Origin of the sequence: Streptosporangium sp. NPDC000509, from assembly GCF_042898365.1 — a bacterium.
Taxonomy (GTDB): domain Bacteria; phylum Actinomycetota; class Actinomycetes; order Streptosporangiales; family Streptosporangiaceae; genus Streptosporangium.
The window spans coordinates 170,237-189,134 of the sequence record NZ_JBIAYX010000004.1; the positions used below are offsets into that span (position 1 = coordinate 170,237).

Genomic DNA, 18,898 nt, shown 5'->3' on the forward strand with positions numbered 1-18,898 from the left:
GTCATCGCCGTTCTCCTCAGGTGGGACGGGCGGGCGGGTCACACCGGCTTCCTCAAGTGGGACGGCCAGGCAAGGAACACCGGCCGTGGCGGAGCCGGCCGGCCGCGGAGTGATCCTTCTCCTCCTGCTACTCGCCTGCTTTCCCTCCCTGGCGGCGAGCACCGCGCCCACCCCTCCCCCGGGACCGCCCAGGCAGGACTGCGTCCTGCGCATCGCCAGTGGCGCCGACGTCTCGGGAGGTGCCCGCGAACGGGCGCTCGAAGCCGTCTGGAACGGCGTCAAGGGCAGGCCCCGGGCGTGCTTCGTGGCGATCTCCTCGGTCGCGGACGAGCAGCGCAGCGCGATGATCTCGGCCGCCCAGTCGAAGGCCGGGCACTACGACGTGTACAACCTCGACATCCAGTGGATCCCCGAGTTCGCCGAGGAGGGATACCTGCGCCCGATCGACACCACCGCACACGGCGGGACCAACGACTTCCTCTCCCAGATCTGGTCCGCGGGCGCCTGGCACGGCGTCCAGTACGCGGTGCCGTTCAACACCGACGTGGGACTGCTCTACTACCGCGACGACCTGCGGGCACCGGCGAACTGGCGGGACATGACCGACCTCGCGAAGGCGCGCCGCGCCGGGCCCGACCCCACCGCCCTCGGCCTCTCCGGGCAGTTCGCCTCCTACGAAGGGCTCACGGTCAACGCCCTGGAGGCGATCTGGGCCAACGGCGGCGAGGTGGTCGACGCGGACGGCCAGGTGGTGATCGCCCAGAAGGAGGGTGTGGAGGCCGTCGGACGGCTCATCGAGACGGTGAAGGCCGGCGTGATCTCCGGGGAGACCCTCGGTAGCACGGAGGCGGAGTCGCTGACCGCCTTCCGCGAGAGGCGCGCGCTGTTCCTGAGGCACTGGCCCTACGCCCACGAGGTGCTCTCCGGGGAACGGAAGTCGGGCGGAATCGCCTTCCGGGCGGCGCCACTCCCCTGGCAGGGGGTCCTCGGCGGCCAGTACCTCGCCGTCTCCAGACACACTCCCCGGCGCGACCTCGCGCAGCGACTGGTGGCGGCGTTGACCGGCGAGGAGGCGGCCGGACTGCTCTACCGGTGCGGCGGGTTCGCCCCGGCCAGAGTCTCAGCCCTCTACACGGAGGCGGGGACCGGTTGCGACGGCCCGGCCCCGGCGGCCCCACCCGGCCCTCGCTCCGGTTCCTCCGGTTCCTCAAGCGCGGAACCGGAGTCCGAGAGCGTGCGGCCCGACACGCTGCTGCGCGCGCTGACCCAGGCCAGGCTCCGTCCGCCCTCCCCGTACTACAGCGAGTTCAGCCGGGTCTTCCGCACCGAGGTCCACGAGCTGCTCAGTTGCTGGTCACTCGGGCGGAAGGGTTGCGAGGACGCGAAGACGTTCACGGCCGGCCTCGCCCTCAAGCTGAGAAAGGCATTGGCCGGCGGCTGAGCCGGACCGGAAGCCTGAAAGGGCTTATGGATGGGGTCGTCTATGCGTAGGTGATTATGGGGTGGTACGTCTATTTGCTGTGACCCGAATGACCCGACCGACCGGACCGGCGGAACCGTCAGGACCGACCGGACCGCCCCGGCTCCACGAGCTCGACGCGCTTCGCGGCTTCGCGGTGTGCGGGATCATGGTGGTCAACACCTGGCAGCACACGCGTGAGCACCTGAGGGAGTCCGATCGCAACGCGGTCGACTGGGCGATCGACAACCTGCTGCAGAGCAGGTTCTATCCGATCTTCTCCTTCCTGTTCGGGCTGAGCTTCGTCCTCTTCCTGAGGTCGGCGGCCGCACGGACCGCGCACCCCTGGGCCGTGCTGCTACGCAGGCTCGCGGTGCTCGCGGCACTCGGCGCGATCCACCAGGTCTTCAACCACGGCGAGGTGCTCCTGCCGTACGCGATCTTCGGGGTGTTGGTCCTGCTGCCCGCCTCGTTCTTCCCGCAGCCCGCGGTGGTGGTGCTGGGCGTCGCCCTCACCGCGTGGGCGGTGTACCAGGGCGGCGGGATCATCCTCGTCCCCGGCCTGTTCGTGCTGGGCATGGCCCTGATGGAACACCCGCCGCCCGAATGGCTGCTGTTCCCCGCGTTCGTCGCGAGCACGGTGCTGGGCGTGACGCTCACCTGGCTCTGGGTGGTCATCGCCAAGGATCCCGCCCTGTTCCACGCGTCCGTCTACCCGGCCGCCGGGCTCGCCGCCGCCACCGCCTACTGCACCGGGCTGCTGCTCCTGCTGCGGACCCGGCTGCGCGACCTCCTGCTCGCGCTTCTGGCCCCGCTCGGCCGGATGGCGCTCACGAACTACCTCATGAGCACCCCGATCATCCTGCTCTTCGTGCCGCTGCTCGTCGCGGACACCACCCGGCTCGCCGGTGTGGCGCTCTCCGCCGCCGTTCTGGCGCTCCAGGTGCTGTTTAGCCGTGTGTGGCTGGGCAGGTTCAGGTACGGCCCGCTGGAATGGGCGTGGCGAAGCCTCACATGGATGGAACGAGTGCCGAACAGACGGATAGGGTCACACCCGTGACGCGCATAGCCCTCTGCCAGATCCCGGTGGCCGAAGATCCCTCCGCCAATCTGAGCCGGGCCCTCGACTCCCTCGCCGAGGCCGCCGCGGGCGGCGCCGAGCTGGCGATCTTCCCGGAGGCCACCCTCACCCGGTACGGCAAGCGCGTCACCGACCTCGCCCAGCCGTTGGACGGGCCGTTCGTCACCGGACTGGCCGCGGCGGCGCGGGAGCACGGGCTTGCCGTGATCGCGGGGGTGTTCGAGCCCGTCGAGGGCCGGGTCTACAACACCGCGGTCGCCATCGGCCCCTCGGGCTCGATCGAGGCGGCCTACCGGAAGATCCACCTGTTCGACTCCTTCGGCGCCCGCGAGTCCGAGCTGGTCGCGCCGGGCGACACGCCGGTCGTGGTCGAGCTGGCCGGGCTCCGGGTGGGACTGGTCACCTGCTACGACATCCGCTTCCCCGAGCTCACCCGGGCCCTCGTCGACCTGGGGGCCGAGGTGTTCGCGGTGATCGCCGCGTGGGGGTCGGGGCCGATGAAGGAAGAACACTGGACCACCCTCGTCAGGGCCCGCGCGATCGAGAACACCACCTGGGTCGCCGCCGTGGGCCAGGCGCCGAACCCCGAGGCCCGCGACGGATTCGGGATCGGACGGAGCATGCTGGTCGATCCGATGGGAGTGATACGCACCGATATGGGACCCACGCCGGCCGTACAGACGTGTGAAATCGACTCGCAGATCACGATTGCCACCCGGAATGCCGTACCGTGCCTGGAACACCGGCGACTCCCTCTCGGCAGATCGTAAAATGCCGATCGTGAGTGAGCCACCTGGGCGTAGAACGCAGATGCAGAAGGTCATACCGCCTCGGCTGCTCGTGCCCTATCTGGCCGGCAGACGCACCGTGATCTCCGGATATGTCTACCGGGTTCAGGACTGCGCGCGGCTGACCACCCCCGCGCAGCTCTTCGTCGGCCTCGACCTGGGGTTCGAGGGGTCGGAGCTGACCGCGACGGTCCCCGAGATCTACCTGATGCGCTGGTTCGCCCGCGACATGGACGCCTACATCGTGCCGTACGGACCGCACATGGGCGGTGACTGGAACGATTCACCGCCCTTCGCGGGAAACGGCTTCACCACCTCGCGGGAGCACGTCGTGCCGCAGTTCCACACCACACCCATGCCGATCCCCGCGGGAGCCGAGATCATCCACGTGGTCCCCGGCGAGGAGCGCCTCTTCGGCCTCTACGACGGCCTGAGCTGGCGGCCCGCCTCATGAGCGCCGAGATCGAGCCGGTGGCCTCGGGCTTCGCCGCCCGCTACCTGGGCCGTACGTACGCCGCGGCCCTCGGTCCCGGCGCCTCCGAGGTGGTGCTGTTCAACGAGGAGGCCCAGAAGGGCTTCGAGGCGGCCTCCGGCTACTGGCGGCTCGTCGTCGCCCGCGAGGACCTCGACTGGCTGGTGCTGGTCCGCACGGTCGGCGCGTTCGGCGGGGAGCCGTGCCTGGTCCTCGACGTCTCCGAGGAGAACGGCGAGGAGAGCCTGCACATCGCCTACACCGGGCACAGCGGGATGAAGGCCGAGGCGCTGGGTTACTGGATGGTCGACCACGGGGCGTACGAGGTCGTCGTCCCCCGCGACGAGGTCTTCTCCATCAGGATCGAGCGGCTGCCCGTCCCCCTCTCGCCGGAGGGCGCCGAGCCGTAACCCGCCGCCCTCCTCTCGACCGGCGCCTCCTCGGAGGCGTCCCTCTCAGCCGAGGTCCACTTCGGCGAGGGTCCCGCTCAACCGGTATCCCGCTCGGCCGGCGCCTTTCTCAGCCGCTGCCTTTTCAGCCGGTGCCGAGCCGCCGGTAACGGGCCAGTCTGGCGGCGAGGCGGTCGGCGGGGGCCTGGCTCAGCAGCCCCGCGATCTCGTGCTCCAGGGTGCGCGCGACCCGGACGCAGAACGCCTCCGGCTCGTAGGCGGCGTCGGGAAACTCCGGGATGATCCGGTCGACGAGCCCGTTCCCGCGCAGGTCGGTGGATCTCACCCCCTGCGCCGCGGCGATCTCCGGTGCGAAGTCGACACTCCGGTAAAGCAGCGCCGAGGCCCCCTCGGGAGACAGCGGCGACAACCAGCCGTGCTGCGCGCAGAGCACCCGGTCGGCGGGCAGCAGCGCCAGGGCGGCACCGCCCGCCCCCTCCCCCAGCAGCAGACACACCGTCGGGGCGTCGAGCATCACCAGATCGGCCAGGGAACGTGCGATCTCCGCGGCGAGGCCGCCCTCCTCGGCCGCCTTCGACAGCGCGGCACCGGCGGTGTCGATCACGGTGACCAGCGGCAGCCCCAGCTCGGAGGCGAGATGCATGCCCCGCCTCGCGACCCTCAGCCCGGCCGGGCCGAGCGGGGCGTCGATCCGCTGGTGCCGCCGGTCCTGGCCGAGCACGACCGCGGGGGCCTCGCCGAACCTCGCCAGGGCGAGGATCAGCCCGGGATCGTTCTCGCCCACACCGGTGCCGTGCAGCGGGGTGACGTCGGAGGCACCGAGCTTGAGCAGCGCCCGCACCCCGGGGCGGTCGTCACGGCGGGAACGGCTGATCGCTTCCCACGCCTCGATCGCGGGAATCCGCCCGTCGGGCTCCTCCCCCGGATCCAGGCCCGCGCGCGGTGCGCACAGCACGGCGAGCGCCCGTACCGCGATCCCCCGGGCGTCCTGTGCCGACACCACGGCGTCGACCAGGCCGTGGGCGAAGAGGTTCTCGGAGACCTGGACACCTTCGGGGAACGGGTAGCCGTGCAGCGACTCGAACACCCTCGGCCCCAGAAAGCCGATCAGCGCGCCCGGCTCGGCGGCGGTGACGTGCCCGAGCGACCCCCAGGAGGCGAAGACGCCACCGGTGGTGGGATGACGCAGGTAGACGACGTACGGCAACCCCGCCGCGCGGTGCGCGGCCACGGCGGCGGTGATCTTCACCATCTGGACGAAGGCCACCGCGCCCTCCTGCATGCGGGTCCCGCCCGAGGCCGGGGCGGCCAGCAGCGGGAGCCCTTCCGCGGTGGCGCGCTCGACCGCGGCGGTGAGCCGCTCGGCGGCGGCCACCCCGATCGAACCGGCCATGAAGGAGAACTCACACGCGACGATCGCCACCCGCCGCCCTTCGAGCAGGCCCTCACCGGAGATCACCGACTCGTCGTACCCCGTCTTGGCCCGGGCCGCGGCGAGCTCCTCCGCGTACCCGGAGCCGGGCGCGGCGGGGTCGGCGGGCGGCTCGTCCCACGAGACCCATGTCCCCGGATCGAGAAAGGTGTCGATCAGCGTCCGCGCGTCGGGCCGTACCGGGGTCATAACCACGCTCCGGGAGACGGCACGCGGGCGTGGGCCGGAAGGCTGCCTGTCATCGCTCGCGCTCCTCCAGCCAGGCGAGGACCTCGTCGCCGTGCTCGCCGAGGGCCGGCGGGGCGGTGTGGCGCACGGGAGCCTCACCGTCGAAGCGCAGCGGCGGTCCCGGCAGCTCGATGGTGCCGAGCACGGGGTGGTCCACCTCGACCACCAGGCCCTGGGAGCGGGTCTGGTCCCAGGCGTAGACCTCGTCGATGGACCTGATGGCCCCCGCGGGCACCCCGGCCTCGGCGAGCGCGGCCAGCCAGTGCTCCCTGTCGTGCTTGGTGAGCGCCTGCTCCATGTCGGCGATCAGCTCGTCCCGGTGCGCAAATCTTTCCCTATTGGTGGCATATTTCGCGACATCTGGGTCGATGTCCAGCAGGGCGGCGACCTTGCGCCACTGCACGTCGTTCGCCGCCGCGATCTGGATCATGCCGTCGGCGCAGCGGAAGGCGCCGTACGGGGCGATGGAGGCGTGGTGGTTACCGCCCGCCCCGGGCACCTGCCCGCCGACCGTCCAGGCCGTGCCGTGGTAGGAGTGCACTCCGGTCACCGCGGCCAGCAGCGAGGTCCGCACGACCTTGCCCCGCCCGGTCCGCTCCCGCTCGTACAGGGCGGCGACCACCCCGTACGCGCCGTGGATGCCCCCGAGCAGGTCCGCGATCGAGGCGCCCACCCGGTACGGCTCCTCGGGCGACGGACCGGTCAGGCTCATCAGCCCCGCCTCCCCCTGCGCGATCTGGTCGTAGCCGGGCCTGCCACCCTCCGGGCCGTCATGGCCGAACCCGGTGATCGACAGGATGACGAGACGGGGGTTGAGCTCGTGCAGCCGCTCGACGGAGAAGCCCAGCCGGTCCAGGACCCCGGTACGGAAGTTCTCCACCAGCACGTCGCTCTGGCGCACCAGCCGCTCGATCAGCGATTTACCCTCGGCGGACTTGAGGTCGACGGCGATCGACTGTTTGTTGCGGTTGGCCGCCAGGAAATACGTGGAAATATCATGATCAGGCCCCACGAACGGCGGCCCCCACCCCCGCGACTCGTCACCCCCCGCGGGATGCTCCACCTTGATCACCCGGGCCCCCAGGTCACCGAGCATCTGCGCGGCGTGCGGACCCGCGAGCGCGCGAGAGAGATCGAGGACGACGATGTCGCCGAGTGCTCCCTGCAAGATCAACCTCCGGTGCGTGGCGGCCGGCCCGGCCGACGAGGGCTCCCCCGCTTCCGACCCGTTTGTCATGAGACCACTTGGCACGATATCCGGACGGAGGGACACCCATGATCTCCCATACCGTCACCGGGCGGGACCGGAGGGGAAGATCACGAGGACGTGTCAGTCACGATCTCCCGTATGGCTCCGGCCGGAGAACGCAGGGGCACCCACAGTCGGCTCGCACAGAAACAACGCCGCACACTCCAGTCAACTCCGCAAACCGAACACAGCAGGCTGGCCGACTAAAGATCCGAGAATCTTTTGTGGTTAATTTTCCCAAATGATAGGAAATTTAACTTATGTGCGAGAACTCTCTGGAGACCTGTCACCTCGTTCGGCTTCGTTACAATGTTCAACGCCCAGATCACCTCAGAGGGCGAGCCTCTCGACGGTGAAGCATCAACCCACTGACCAACTAAAGATTTTCGCCCCCTTCCCCGCTTGGAATCGCAGGTCAGCAGGTGTCGGCTCCGCGCCTGCGGGGATGTCCCCTGCGACATGTAGACATTCGCCGCGTGCACCTCGTTGGCCCCGCGCCTGCGGGGATGTTCCGCCCTGCACGATCCGGGCCCTCTCACGCGGCAAGAAGTGACGGATCACGGTTCTCGTGACCCTCTGAGGATCCCCTCAGGCTGAGGGAAGGGAGAACGAACAGGATGTGGCGTACTCTCGCCTGGATGAACGGATGTGCCCAGTAGTAAGTGGCGCCATGCTCTGGCTCCGCCGCTCTGAATTGTCAGACATTCCCTAGGAAACTACCCCCGCAAGTGGCCCGTCTCGTTGAAGATCTCGGGCTTGGAGTCGCGCCACACCGAGACCGAGGCGTTGCCGACCGGGCCGGACGCCTCGACGGAGGCGATCGGGACGCCCTCGATCACGTGCTTGAACATCAACACGACGGAGTCGTGCGCGACGACGAGAATGCGGCGATCGGTGTGCCCGGCACGCAGTTCCTCGACCACCTCGCGGATCCGAGCGGCGAGGTCCGGGAAACTCTCCCCCTCCGGGGGCCGGAAGCCGCCGTACAGGCGCGCGATCAAGTTCTCCGACTCGTCCGGAAACCTCTCCTTGAGCGCCAGTGCGTTCATCCCGGACCAGCGGCCCATGTCGTGGTCCCTGAGTCTCGGCTCCAGCCGGACCTCGGGGTCCGCGTCCAGCTCGGCGGCGACCAGCTCCCAGGTCCGCACGGTCCTGAGGTACGGCGAGCACAGGACGAGTTCCGGCGGATCCCCCGCCGCGAGGTGCCGCCCCAGCCTGGTGGCCTGCTCTCTGCCGAGCGGGGTCAGCTCGGTCTCGGAATCGGGGCGCCCCAGGACGACCGCCCTGCCCGCGTGAAAAGCCTCCTCGAAGGCCAGGTTGGACTCGCTCTGGCCATGTCGAACCACAGTGATCGTCAGTGGCATTCTCGTATGAAAACACTTTCTCGATCAGTGGGAAAGAAACACCGGACACGAAACGAGCCGGGGCCCGCACCTTGAAAAGGTGCGGGCCCCGGCCCGTGAAAGTACAGGTGCTACTAGGCGGGGGTGATGTTCTCCGCCTGCGGGCCCTTCTGGCCCTGCGTGACGTCGAAGGAGACCCGCTGGCCCTCCTGCAGCTCACGGTAGCCCTGGGCGGCGATGTTGGAGTAGTGGGCGAAGACGTCGGCGCCGCCGCCGTCCTGCTCGATGAAGCCGAAGCCCTTTTCCGAGTTGAACCACTTGACGGTTCCAGTTGCCATGATCATTCTCCTTCGAACAGGGGGCAGAGCCGGGATCCGCACCGCGCGGAACCCGCGTCGCCGCGATGAGCCCATCCGGAGATGACCGGCAAAACAAAAATGCACCTGAAGGGTCATCCGTCAGGTGCACACAAAGTTTCATGGGTACCACAACCGCAACTACGTCCAGGCTAGCACCTGTCCGGACCATCGCACGAGCCCACCCCCGCCGCCGGGCCGCCGTCGCGACAGGCCCGGCGGACGGCGTGGGCGGCCGGGGATGGGCACCGCACGGAGCGTCACATGAGGTCCACCTCCGCGTACGGCAGGCCGCCCGAAAGGGTGGGAAAACCGGGGCCTCGGTCGAAGAAGGGCGCGTCGGCGGGGACGAGATCACGCAGTTCCGCCCGGCGGGCCTCGGTGGCCTCGGTGTCCGCCTGGGGATCGTCGGGGTCGCCGCTCAGGACGACCCCGTAGTCGTCGCGGGCGCCCTCGGGCGAGACCTTGCCGTCGCGGACGTCGGCGGCCACCAGGACGGGGTCGCGATCCAGCGGGGAGCCCCAGCCGCCTCCGCCCGTGGTGCGGACCCGGATGATCTCGCCCGCGCGGACCGGTGAGTCGTCCACCAGGCCCTCCATCCCCTCACCTTCGATCTCCACGACGAAGGGACGCCCGGCCCGGCCGCCGTTCACGCCCCAGCAGGACAGGATCGAGCGGTCGGCGATGGACATGAACGAGGCGTCGCGGAGCATCCGCAGGTGCTTGTCGTAGCCGAGGCCGCCCCGGTAGAGGCCGGGGCCGCCGGAGTCGCGGGCCAGGCCGAGCCGTTCGACGCGGAAGGGCCAGCGGGACTCGGCGAACTCGACCGGGATGTTGCGCGAGTCGGGCACCACGTGGATGGTGTCCTCGCCGTCGGCGTACCATCGGCCGCCAGAGCCGCCGCCGAGGACCTCCCTCATCAGGTACGGGGTGCCGTCGAGGCCGTCGCCGTAGACGCCGGTGTAGCGGATGGTCTCCTGGTCGGCGGGCATCCGGCCGCCGGTCGCCTTGGCCAGCACCCCGGCCAGCACGCCCAGCAGGCGCAGGATCACGAAGGTGCGGGCGTTGGTGGGGGCGGGGAAGATCGGGGTGAGCAGGGTGCCCTTCTCGGGGAAGCGCATTTCGATGAGGGGGACGACGCCCTCGTTGACGTCGAGTTCGGCCATCCGTTCGGGGGTGTCGGCCAGGTTGCGCAGGATCGGTGCGAGCCACTTCTTCAGGAAGACCCCGTCGGCGTAGTCGCCGGCGTGGTTGATCGGGCCCTTGGCCTGCGGGGAGGTGCCGGTGAAGTCGATCACCAGCGGCACCGGCGCGGAGTGGTCGACGGTGAGGGTCATCCGCTGTGTGTGCAGGCGGGGGGCGTCCACGCCGTCGTGTTCCGCGTAGTCCTCCCAGACGTGGGTGCCCTCGGGGATCTTGGCGAGCAGTTCCCTGCGGAACGTCTCGGTGGTGTTGGAGATGATCGTGTCGAAGCACGCCTCGACCGCCTCGCGCCCGTAGCGGTCGAACAGCTCTCCCAGCCGCCGCGCGCCCATCAGGCAGGCCGAGCACTCGGCGTCCAGGTCTCCGGCGAGGGAGTCGGGCATCCGGGAGTTTCGCGTCATGATCGTGAGTGCCGCCCGGTTGGGTACGCCCTCGTCCCACAGTTTGATCGGCGGGACCATCAGTCCCTCCTCGAACACGCTGCGCGCGTTGCTCGGCATGGAGCCCGGTACGGCCCCGCCGATGTCGTCGTGGTGGCCGAACGCCTGGACGAAGGCGACGACCTGTCCTTCGTGGAAGACCGGGACCGTCACGCACAGGTCGGGCAGGTGGCCGATGCCGCCCTCGGACAGGTAGACGTCGTTGTGGAAGAACACGTCGCCGGGCTTCATCTCGTCGATCGGGAAGTCGCGCACGATCGGCTGGACCAGCGCCGAGTAGGACCTGCCGGTCAGCTTGCGCAGCCGTACGTCGTGGATGCCCGCGCGGAAGTCGTGCGCGTCGCGGATCATGGGTGAGCGGGCGGTGCGGGCGATCGCCGTCTCCACCTCCATCTCGACCGAGGCGAGGGTCCCTTCGACGATCTCCACCAGTACCGGGTCGGCCCCGCTCGTAGGCCGCCCGCCCGTGCTCACCGGTCGCTCACCGCTCACCGTGCCTCGCTCGTCCGCGATCGTCGGCCGATCCGCGTCATGCACGGCGTACCTCCAGGTTTCCGAACTCGTCCATGGTCGCGGTGAAGCCGGGGTGGAGCGGCAGGGTGGAGCCGTACTCCTCGATGACCGCCGGGCCGGTGATCCTCGCTCCGGCGGTCAGGTCGCGGCGGCGGTGGATGGGGACCCTGCCCCACTCGTCGTAGAAGACCTCGCGGGAGGCGGTGGGCTCGGGGCGCGGGTCGCCGTGGGGTCTGCGTCCGATGGAGGGCCGGGTGATCGGGCCGATGCCGGAGACGCGGAGGTTGACCCACTCGACGCCGTGCCGGGGGTCGTCGCGGTAGCCGTATCCGTAGAGTTTGCGGTGCTCGGTGTGGAAGCGGTCCAGCACCTCGGCCCGCCATGCCTCGTCGAGCCGTCCTGCGGGGGCGGGCACTCTCACCTCGTATGCCTGGCCGTTGTAGCGCAGGTCGGCGCTGCGCGCGTAGACGTGCGCGTCGACGGGGAAGCCCTCGCGGTCCAGGGCGGAGGCGGCCTGTCCCTCCAGGTCGCCGAAGATCTCCTCGGCGTCCTTCAGGGAGAGGTCTCGGGTGACGAAGGTGCGTACGTAGTCGTTCTTGACGTCCACGGTGAGCAGCCCGAAGGCCGAGACGTTGCCCGGGTCCGGCGGGACGATCACCGATGGCAGGCCGAGGATGTCGATCAACCGGCAGACCAGCAGCGGTCCCGAGCCGCCGAAGGCGACCATGGGGAAGTCGCGTACGTCCAGGCCGCGTTTGACGGTGATCTGGCGGATGGCGTTCGACTGGTTGAACGCGCTGATCTCCAGGATGCCCGCCGCGGCCCGTTCCGGGGTCAGGCCGATCTTGCCGGCGAGTGCCTCGATGCCCTCGCGGGCGGCGTCGGCGTCGAGCGGGATCTCCCCGCCGAGCAGGTGCGCCGGGACCCGGCCGAGGAAGACGTGCGCGTCGGTGACGGTGACCTCGGTGCCGCCCCGGCCGTAGCAGAGCGGGCCCGGGTCGGCTCCGGCCGATCGGGGGCCGACCTTGAGCGTGCCCTCGGGTGAGATCCACGCGACGGAGCCGCCGCCCGCACCGACGGTCACGATGTCGATCATCGGGATCTTGCAGGGGTAGCGGCCGATGCTGCCCTCGGTGGTGAGGGATGGTTCGCCGTCGACGACCACCGCGACGTCGGTCGAGGTGCCGCCGCCGTCCAGGGTGATCACCGAGGGGTGTCCGGCGGTGGCGGCGACGAGGGCGGCGCCGAGCGCGCCCGCGGCCGGTCCTGAGAGCACGGTGGTGATCGGCTGGTGCACGACCTCGGCCGCGGACAGCACGCCGCCGTTGCTCTTCATGACGGAGAACGGCATGCCGCTCCCCCTCCCCGCGCTCCCCTGCCGCGTGCTTTCCTCCGGGATTCCCGTACGCGTGCTCCCCGCCGCCTCCAGGCGTTCGGCCAGGTTCGCGATGTAGCGGCGCATGGTCGGTTTGACCGCCGCGTCGACGAGGGTGGTGACCGACCGCTCGTACTCGCGGTACTCGCGCAGCACGTCGCACGAGAGCGAGACGACGGCGTCCGGGTGCTCTCTTTCGAGGACCTCTCGCATGCGCTGCTCGTGGGCGGGGTTGGCGTACGAGTGCAGGAAGCACACGCCGATCGCGGTGATGCCGCGGTCGCGGAACCAGCGGGCCGCCGCGACGGCCTGCTCCTCGTCGAAGGGCCGCACCTCCGCTCCGGTGTGGTCCAGGCGTCCGCCGACGGTTTTGACCCGGTGCACCGGGACGATGCGGGGTGGTTTCACCCAGAAGTAGGAGTTGCCGTAGCCGTCCGGCACGCTCTGGCGGGCGATCTCCAGGATGAACTCGAAGCCTTCGGTGGTGACGAAGCCGAGGTCGGCGATGCGGTCTTCGAGGAGCTGGTTCGTGGCGACCGTGGTGCCGTGCACGACGGCGGAGACGGCCTCCATCGTCACGTCCTCGGCGCCGGCCGCCTTACGCAGGACTTTTCGCACCCCCTCCATGAACCCGTCGGCCGGGTTGGCCGGGGTGGAGGGAGTCTTGGTGGTGGTGATCTCACCGGTCTGTTCGTCCACCGCTACCACGTCGGTGAACGTGCCTCCGGTGTCGACCCCGATACGGACGCTGCGCATGCCCCCGTGTCTACCCAGTCCCGGCGAGTCCACAAATCGGCGGACCCTGCCGAAGCTGTGGCCGTTCCTTGTGCAGTGTTGGCGGCAGGTGGCGTGGCAGGCGGCCTCGCCGGGGACGCTCCCACCCGGGAGACGGTCTTGCCGAAGGCGACCCTCCCGCCCCGGAGACGGCCTCGCCGTCACGGGCCGGGAGGGTCGAGGTGCGGGCTCTAGCGGCGGCGGGGGCCCATGGTGGTGTTGATCACCGCGTCGGCGTCGTGCGCGTGGATCTTGGCGGCGAGGCGGATCGCCATCTCGTTCGTACGGCGCAGTTCGGCCTCGACCCGGTCCTTGCCGGACTGGCCGACCTGCACGCCGAAGTAGGCGCCGATGATGGCGCCGGAGACGCCGACGAGTCCGGCGAACGGCGCGGCGGTGTCGCCGGCGCGCAGCGCGATCACCACGAAGCCGATCAGGATGACCAGGAGTCCCACGATGACGACGTAGAACCCGTACCGCCAGCGGGCCGCCTCGGCCTGGGCGGCGACGGCCTCGTCCTCGGTCATCATCGCCGCGAGGGCCGTGGGTATCTCGGTGGTCTCCGCGCTGGAGGGGCCTGAGGTCACGACGGCCGGGGTCTTGCCGTGGGGTGGAGCGGAGTTGTTGGTGGTCGTCACAGATTCTCCCACTTTTCGATAGACCAAAAGGAATCTCCCATGGTTTTCGCCGTCAAGCCAAGTCAGACCATGTCAGGTCTTGTCGGGACTTAGTCGGGGCGTGGCCGGGGCTTGTCGGCCGGGGACCCCCCACCCCTACCAGGACATCATCTCCCCAAACGTCCTCATACGCCGCACGGCTCAGTGTCGCGCGGAGATCGCCCTCTTTTCTGGCGGATGTAAGAAAACGAGCCATCCATGAAACATCGCGATCACAATCCGGTCGCGGCGTACTAAACCACGGTCAGACGAGATACAAGAGATCTACTACTCTCGCCCGGCTCTCAGAGGTATCTGTGACGAAGCTTCTCCGGCTCCTCGTGGCCCCGCTGTCCGCCGTCGTCCTCCTCACCACCGTGTTCTCGACCCCCGCCCGCGCCGACACCGACCCCGTTCTCGCCGCCCAGTGGCAGATCGCGTGGAACACCTACAGGTTCTACGAGTGCCTCACCGCTCCCCTGCCGATCACGGGACGCGGCCAGGCCAAGCGCGACGTCTCCATTGAGATCGACGCCCCGGTGGAGCACGTGTTCGACGCCTACTCGAACATCGACAACCACCTCGGCGCGCACTCGTTCCTGCAGCGGGTCGTCACCCACGCCGACTGGACCGACGCCGGCACGCGCTACGTCAACTTCACGGCCGTGGAGAACATCCCGGTCGCCGGACTGCCCGTCACCGTCAACACGCACGCACAGCAGCGCGTTCACCGCGACGCTCTCTACTACGAGACCGACACCTGGACGCTGCCGAACGTCGTCACGCACCAGAAGATCGTCTTTCATGACCTGGGCGACGGACGGACGCGCGTCACCGAGCATCTCACCTTCGAGGCGAGCATCCTGCTCCTCGACTTCACCGTGACGAACGGTGTCTCCTCCCACCAGGCGACGCAGGCGGGTCTCAAGGCGGCGATCGAGAGCGGCGAGCTCTAATCCCCCGGCCGAGGGGAGTTCGCCCGCCGGGGGATGGCGAGCCTCCCTCGGCGGGCCCCGTCCCGCCCCCCTGGCCCCCGGGCGCTCCGGAGGCTTCCGCCCGGCGAAGCCGCGAACGGTCCCGCCAGGCGAGGCGGGAGACGCCGTACGCCCCGGCGGCAGCCGAGAGCGGCGAACCGATCGTCAGGGGTGGAGATCGCGGAGCGTGGCCGGAGTACTAGGCTGGCGCCCCGTGACCGAATTGTCTGCCCTCTCCGCCGTTCCCGCCGGTTCCCGGGACGGAGTGCTGCGCTTCTACTTCGGCCCGATGGACTGCGGCAAGTCCACGCTGGCCCTGCAGATGAACTACAACCACGGCCGCCAGGGCAGGCGCGGGCTGGTGCTCACCAAGCACGACCGCTCGGGCGCCCCGCAGGTCACCAGCCGGATCGGCCTGGGCAGCGAGGCCGTCGAGGTCGTCGACGACCTCGACCTGGTCGCCCTGGTCCGCGCGCACGAACCCATCGACTACGTCATCTGCGACGAGGCGTGCTTCTACACGGTCGCCCAGATCGAGCAGCTCGCCGATCTCACCGACGACCACGGCATCGACGTCTACGCCTTCGGCCTCGCCTCGGACTTCCGCTCGCAGATGTTCCCCGCCGCCCAGCGGCTGTTCGAGCTGGCCGACGAGATCAGCCGCCTGCAGGTCGAGGTGCTGTGCTGGTGCGGGCGCCCCGGGCGCCTGAACGCCCGGGTGGTCGGCGGCAGGATGGTCCGTACGGGTGAGCAGGTCGTCATCGGCGACACGGGCGCCGATCCGATCCGCTACCAGGTCCTGTGCCGCCGCCACCACCGCTCCGGCGAGCTCGGCCTGCCCGGCTGACCTCTCCGCCGGGCAGGAGAAAAACCATCAGACCGGGCAGTAGCCCTCGTCGTCGCAGGCGTCGCCACCCGCCGTCGCGGCCTTCACGGCCCGCGCGGCCGGGGACTGGCCGGTCCGCTCGGCGACCTCCTCCAGAGCCGCGAGCAGGGTGTCCTCCGGCTGGGCTCCGGAGACGGCGAACTGGCCCTCGAAAAGGAAGAGCGGTACCGAGCTGACACCGATCGCGCGGGCCTGGGCCAGCTCCTCCTTCACCGCCGCCACGCCGTCCTCCCCGTCCAGGTCGGCCTGTACGCCGATCTCCTTGGCCAGCCCGGCGAGAACCTCCCGGGAACCGATGTCGAGACCGTCGGTGAAGTGGGCGCGGAAGAGGGCGTAGAGCGCCTCCTCCCCCTTGCCCTGCTCCCCGGCGAGCTGGATGAGGCGGTGCGCGTCGAGGGTGTTGGCCTGGATCGCGTGATCGAAGTCCAGCACCAGCCCGTCCTCGGCGGCGACCCCTCTCACCCTCGCGAACATCTGGGCGGCCTGCTCGGCCCCGCCGAACTTCGCCGCCGCCCAGGTTCGCGTGAGCTCGCCGCTGGACTTCGCGTCCGGAGCGAGCTGGAACGGCCTGAACTCGACCTCCACCTCACCGCCCTTGGCCCGATAGCGCTGCACGGCGCGGGCGAAGCGGGTGTGGCCGATGTAGCACCAGGGGCAGACGACGTCTGAGTAAATTTCAACCTTCACACAACGCTGCAACCGGTACGGGGGGCCGCTGATTCCGCTGATTCGTCCCGTCATCCGGGGACGCGGGCCGCGCGACGGGATGAGGGGCGGCGCCGGACGGGGTGTTCACGCCCGGCGGGGCGGGGTCAGTACGGCAGCAGCCTTCCCGACGGGGTCCGCAGGTCCAGCAGGCCCTTGATGGGGCGTCGCGGTCGCCTGCGGATCCGGATCTGACGCATCGTTCGGGACTCCTTCGTGTGCGTGCGCGGGCATGGCCCGCTTTCCTCCTCGCGTACCGCCGTCCGAGCGGCGCGAGTCGTGCGTGTCGTTCACGGGGAAGAAGCGTCCTCTCGCGTCGGGTGAGCCGGGTCCCCGAAAGCCCTCTTACCCCTCTCACGCCGCTGAACCACCGAAACGCCTGTCGGCCAGTTCGAACCAGCTGACCTTTCCCATGGGCGTGCGGTCGCTGCCCCACCGGTCGGAGAGCAGCTCCAGCAGCTGCAACCCGCGCCCTCCCTCGTCGTCCTCATGGGCGTCGCGTGGGATGGGCGGGTCGGGATTGGCGTCACCCACCTCACAGCGCAGCGTTCCGTCCCGGTAGGAGATGGTGAGCCGGATCGGTCCCCACGCGTGGCGCAGCGCGTTGGTGACGAGTTCGCTGACGAGCAGCCGGGCGACCTCGCTCTGGCCGTCGATTCCCCACTGGGCCAGCCGACCGCCGATCAGCCACCGGGCCCTGGGTACCGAGGCCGCGACGGGGAAGAGCGGCCAGGACGCTCTCTTGGGGCGGGGTCGAGGCAGCGGGACGGCGGCCACGAAGAGGGCGAGATGAGCGAACAGTCTCATGCCGACCTCCCGAAAAGCCCTCGATGGACGGGAACGCTTCCGTCTCCCGGCGACAGCGCCCTAACACGCACCCGCGCCTCCCGCCTCTCAGCGGCCCTCGGCGGTCCCTCGGCACGGCCGGTTCGCGGCGGACGGTTCCGACCGTAACCGGGAAACTCCGTCGTCGACCGCATTCATCCGTTCTATGACCCGTACATGGTGTGGGATCTTCCACCACACTCCCCGAGCGAACGCGCCGTCGATTTTGTCGCCATTTATGTATCGATTTATCTGTATTTACACCCAGGTGTATGGAGGGTCGACAGATACACGGTCTTGTCCTGGTAGAGCATTCTTTGCGATGCGGAATTCTCCACACGCCGGGTAAAGCTCGTCTCCCTCACGACCCGCCGGGGGCGAGGAAACTAGGGGGTGTAGATGACGGACCAGGGGCGGGGCGTGGGCGACGGTGAGGTCCGGGGTGCCACCCGTGGTGTCCCTGCGGCGTCCCGGGTGAGGACCTCGGTGGCCAGGGTGGCGAACCTGGCGGCGGCGGGGTGCGCCGACCGCTCCGGCCAGACGACGTGGATCCCTCGGACGAGGGGGTTACCGGCGAGAGGGCGCCAGACCAGGCGGGGTTCCCTGCGGGCTATCGCCTCCTGCTCGAACGCCACCCCTTGCCCGGCCAGCACGAGCCCCAGCAGGAACTCCGGGTTGCGGGCGTGCTGGAGGCGTACGGGCGAGAAACCCCCGGCGCGGCAGACATCGAGCATCCGGTCGTACCACGCCGGGGAGGTCTCGCGAGGAAAGACGACGAGGTCGTGCCCGGCGAGGTCGGCCAGCGCGATCTCCCACGGCCGCCCCCTCGGCCGTCGCGTCTCCGGCTGCGGGTCCGGCTTGGAGTTCGCCCCGCTCCCGGCCTCCGGCCGGAAACCGAAGGCGGACCCGTGGTCCTGTTGCGGCCATGGATTCTGCCCCGCCTCGGGTCGCGAGCCCGGCCGCGTCAGTACCAGGGGGGAGGTACGTGGCAGCACCACGCCCAGCGGGATCTCCACGACGGGGCCAGACCGCAGGCCAGGAACCTCGACGGGGTGGTGCACGAGACCCGCGTCGAGGCGGGCGGAGGCCAGGCCGCGCAGCTGTTCCGGAGTGGTGAGCTCGTGGAGTTCCAGGTGCAGTCCCGGTGTCTCCTCCCCGACATGTCCCAGCAGAGCGTGCAGCGTCACGGCCGGCATCTCCGGGGGCACCCCGACGCGCAGAGTTCCCAGCTCACCGTCGGCGGCCTGGCGCATCGTCGTCCGCAGCCGCTCCTCACCGGCCAGGAACCGTCCGGCCTCCCCGACGAGGAGCCGTCCCGCCATGGTGAGCTCGATCTGCCGGCGCGAGCGGTCGAACAGCTCCGCGCCGAGCTCGCGCTCCAGCCTCTGGATCGACTGGCTGAGCGGAGGCTGCGCGATGCCCAGCACCTCCGCGGCACGGCCGAAGTGCAGTTCTTCCGCGACGACGAGGAAGTGCCGCAGATGCCGGGTGAGGTCCACGGCGTCACGATAGGCGATCGCCCACGGCCCCGCGCACCCGCGTCGCGTCGCGTCGCAGGTCAGAACAGGCTTCCGGCGGCGGGTCCGGGCAGGCTCAGGGCTCCGGTGGCTGGTCCCGGAGGCTTCCCGGGGCGAGCGCGAGCGGGAACCCGGCGGCGGGTCCCGGCGTGCTTCCCGGGGCGAGCACGGGCGGGAACCCGGCGGCGGGTCCGGACAGGGGCGCGGGACTG

General features: G+C 70.0%; 17 protein-coding genes. 7 read left to right on the forward strand and 10 right to left on the reverse strand.

The window, feature by feature from the left end; all coding sequences use genetic code 11:
- The first annotated feature begins 85 nt into the window (after positions 1-85).
- The 5 genes from ACFY3D_RS09505 (at position 86) to ACFY3D_RS09525 (ending at position 4,210) form a co-directional block, all read left to right on the forward strand.
- Positions 86-1,441, forward strand: coding sequence for an extracellular solute-binding protein (locus ACFY3D_RS09505; RefSeq protein ID WP_389976996.1), 1,356 nt, complete (start codon positions 86-88; stop codon positions 1,439-1,441).
- Positions 1,442-1,529: 88 nt separating this feature from the next.
- Entirely contained in the window at positions 1,530-2,519 is a 990-nt protein-coding gene (locus tag ACFY3D_RS09510) for a DUF418 domain-containing protein (protein WP_389976999.1), read from the forward strand.
- A complete protein-coding gene (locus ACFY3D_RS09515; RefSeq protein ID WP_389977002.1) occupies positions 2,516-3,310 on the forward strand; it encodes a carbon-nitrogen hydrolase family protein in 795 nt (264 codons plus the stop codon). Before ACFY3D_RS09510 ends, ACFY3D_RS09515 begins: the two co-directional genes overlap by 4 nt.
- Before the next feature lie 10 nt (positions 3,311-3,320).
- Complete coding sequence (locus ACFY3D_RS09520; RefSeq protein ID WP_362906107.1) at positions 3,321-3,782, forward strand: hypothetical protein; 462 nt, start codon at positions 3,321-3,323, stop codon at positions 3,780-3,782.
- Positions 3,779-4,210 carry a hypothetical protein gene (locus tag ACFY3D_RS09525; protein ID WP_350946785.1) on the forward strand — a complete coding sequence of 144 codons (432 nt, stop codon included), beginning with the start codon at positions 3,779-3,781 and terminating at the stop codon, positions 4,208-4,210. The genes ACFY3D_RS09520 and ACFY3D_RS09525 overlap by 4 nt, the downstream gene beginning before the upstream one ends.
- A 124-nt stretch (positions 4,211-4,334) precedes the next feature.
- Here the strand turns inward: ACFY3D_RS09525 and ACFY3D_RS09530 are convergent, their stop codons facing one another.
- From ACFY3D_RS09530 to ACFY3D_RS09560, 7 genes are all read right to left on the reverse strand, one after another.
- Entirely contained in the window at positions 4,335-5,831 is a 1,497-nt protein-coding gene (locus tag ACFY3D_RS09530) for a carboxyl transferase domain-containing protein (protein ID WP_389977005.1), read from the reverse strand.
- Between the two features lie 49 nt (positions 5,832-5,880).
- Complete coding sequence (locus ACFY3D_RS09535) at positions 5,881-7,038, reverse strand: CaiB/BaiF CoA transferase family protein (RefSeq protein ID WP_389977542.1); 1,158 nt, start codon at positions 7,036-7,038, stop codon at positions 5,881-5,883.
- Positions 7,039-7,835: 797 nt separating this feature from the next.
- Positions 7,836-8,483, reverse strand: coding sequence for a histidine phosphatase family protein (locus tag ACFY3D_RS09540; protein ID WP_389977008.1), 648 nt, complete (start codon positions 8,481-8,483; stop codon positions 7,836-7,838).
- A 113-nt stretch (positions 8,484-8,596) separates the two neighbouring features.
- Positions 8,597-8,800: a cold-shock protein gene (locus ACFY3D_RS09545; RefSeq protein WP_389977011.1), complete on the reverse strand. Its 204-nt coding sequence runs from the start codon at positions 8,798-8,800 to the stop codon at positions 8,597-8,599.
- A 278-nt stretch (positions 8,801-9,078) separates the two neighbouring features.
- Entirely contained in the window at positions 9,079-10,998 is a 1,920-nt protein-coding gene (locus tag ACFY3D_RS09550) for a hydantoinase B/oxoprolinase family protein (protein WP_389977014.1), read from the reverse strand.
- Positions 10,991-13,105, reverse strand: a complete 2,115-nt coding sequence (locus ACFY3D_RS09555; protein WP_389977017.1) for a hydantoinase/oxoprolinase family protein — start codon at positions 13,103-13,105, stop codon at positions 10,991-10,993. Before ACFY3D_RS09555 ends, ACFY3D_RS09550 begins: the two co-directional genes overlap by 8 nt.
- Positions 13,106-13,314: 209 nt before the next feature.
- Entirely contained in the window at positions 13,315-13,761 is a 447-nt protein-coding gene (locus tag ACFY3D_RS09560; protein WP_389977020.1) for a hypothetical protein, read from the reverse strand.
- 335 nt (positions 13,762-14,096) lie between these two features.
- Between ACFY3D_RS09560 and ACFY3D_RS09565 the strand changes: the two genes are divergently transcribed.
- Together ACFY3D_RS09565 and ACFY3D_RS09570 are read left to right on the forward strand one after the other, a co-directional pair.
- Complete coding sequence (locus ACFY3D_RS09565) at positions 14,097-14,735, forward strand: SRPBCC family protein (protein ID WP_389977023.1); 639 nt, start codon at positions 14,097-14,099, stop codon at positions 14,733-14,735.
- Between the two features lie 232 nt (positions 14,736-14,967).
- Entirely contained in the window at positions 14,968-15,600 is a 633-nt protein-coding gene (locus tag ACFY3D_RS09570) for a thymidine kinase (RefSeq protein ID WP_389977026.1), read from the forward strand.
- A gap of 27 nt (positions 15,601-15,627) precedes the next feature.
- Here ACFY3D_RS09570 and ACFY3D_RS09575 read toward each other — a convergent pair whose 3' ends face one another.
- From ACFY3D_RS09575 to ACFY3D_RS09585, 3 genes are all read right to left on the reverse strand, one after another.
- Positions 15,628-16,326, reverse strand: coding sequence for a DsbA family oxidoreductase (locus ACFY3D_RS09575; RefSeq protein WP_350946769.1), 699 nt, complete (start codon positions 16,324-16,326; stop codon positions 15,628-15,630).
- A 372-nt stretch (positions 16,327-16,698) separates the two neighbouring features.
- On the reverse strand, positions 16,699-17,151 hold the full coding sequence (locus tag ACFY3D_RS09580) for an ATP-binding protein (RefSeq protein WP_389977029.1): 453 nt from the start codon (positions 17,149-17,151) through the stop codon (positions 16,699-16,701).
- A 404-nt stretch (positions 17,152-17,555) separates the two neighbouring features.
- Positions 17,556-18,668 (reverse strand): LysR family transcriptional regulator, encoded by a 1,113-nt coding sequence (locus tag ACFY3D_RS09585; RefSeq protein ID WP_389977032.1) that lies wholly within the window; start codon positions 18,666-18,668, stop codon positions 17,556-17,558.
- Positions 18,669-18,898 lie beyond the last annotated feature (230 nt).

Coding starts and splice junctions, on each gene's coding strand:
- ACFY3D_RS09510 (WP_389976999.1), top strand. CDS start 1,530: ATGACCCGACCGACCGGACCGGCGGAACCGTCAGGACCGACCGGACCG.
- ACFY3D_RS09525 (WP_350946785.1), top strand. CDS start 3,779: ATGAGCGCCGAGATCGAGCCGGTGGCCTCGGGCTTCGCCGCCCGCTAC.
- ACFY3D_RS09530 (WP_389977005.1), bottom strand. CDS start 5,831: ATGACCCCGGTACGGCCCGACGCGCGGACGCTGATCGACACCTTTCTC.
- ACFY3D_RS09540 (WP_389977008.1), bottom strand. CDS start 8,483: ATGCCACTGACGATCACTGTGGTTCGACATGGCCAGAGCGAGTCCAAC.
- ACFY3D_RS09545 (WP_389977011.1), bottom strand. CDS start 8,800: ATGGCAACTGGAACCGTCAAGTGGTTCAACTCGGAAAAGGGCTTCGGC.
- ACFY3D_RS09555 (WP_389977017.1), bottom strand. CDS start 13,105: ATGCGCAGCGTCCGTATCGGGGTCGACACCGGAGGCACGTTCACCGAC.
- ACFY3D_RS09580 (WP_389977029.1), bottom strand. CDS start 17,151: ATGAGACTGTTCGCTCATCTCGCCCTCTTCGTGGCCGCCGTCCCGCTG.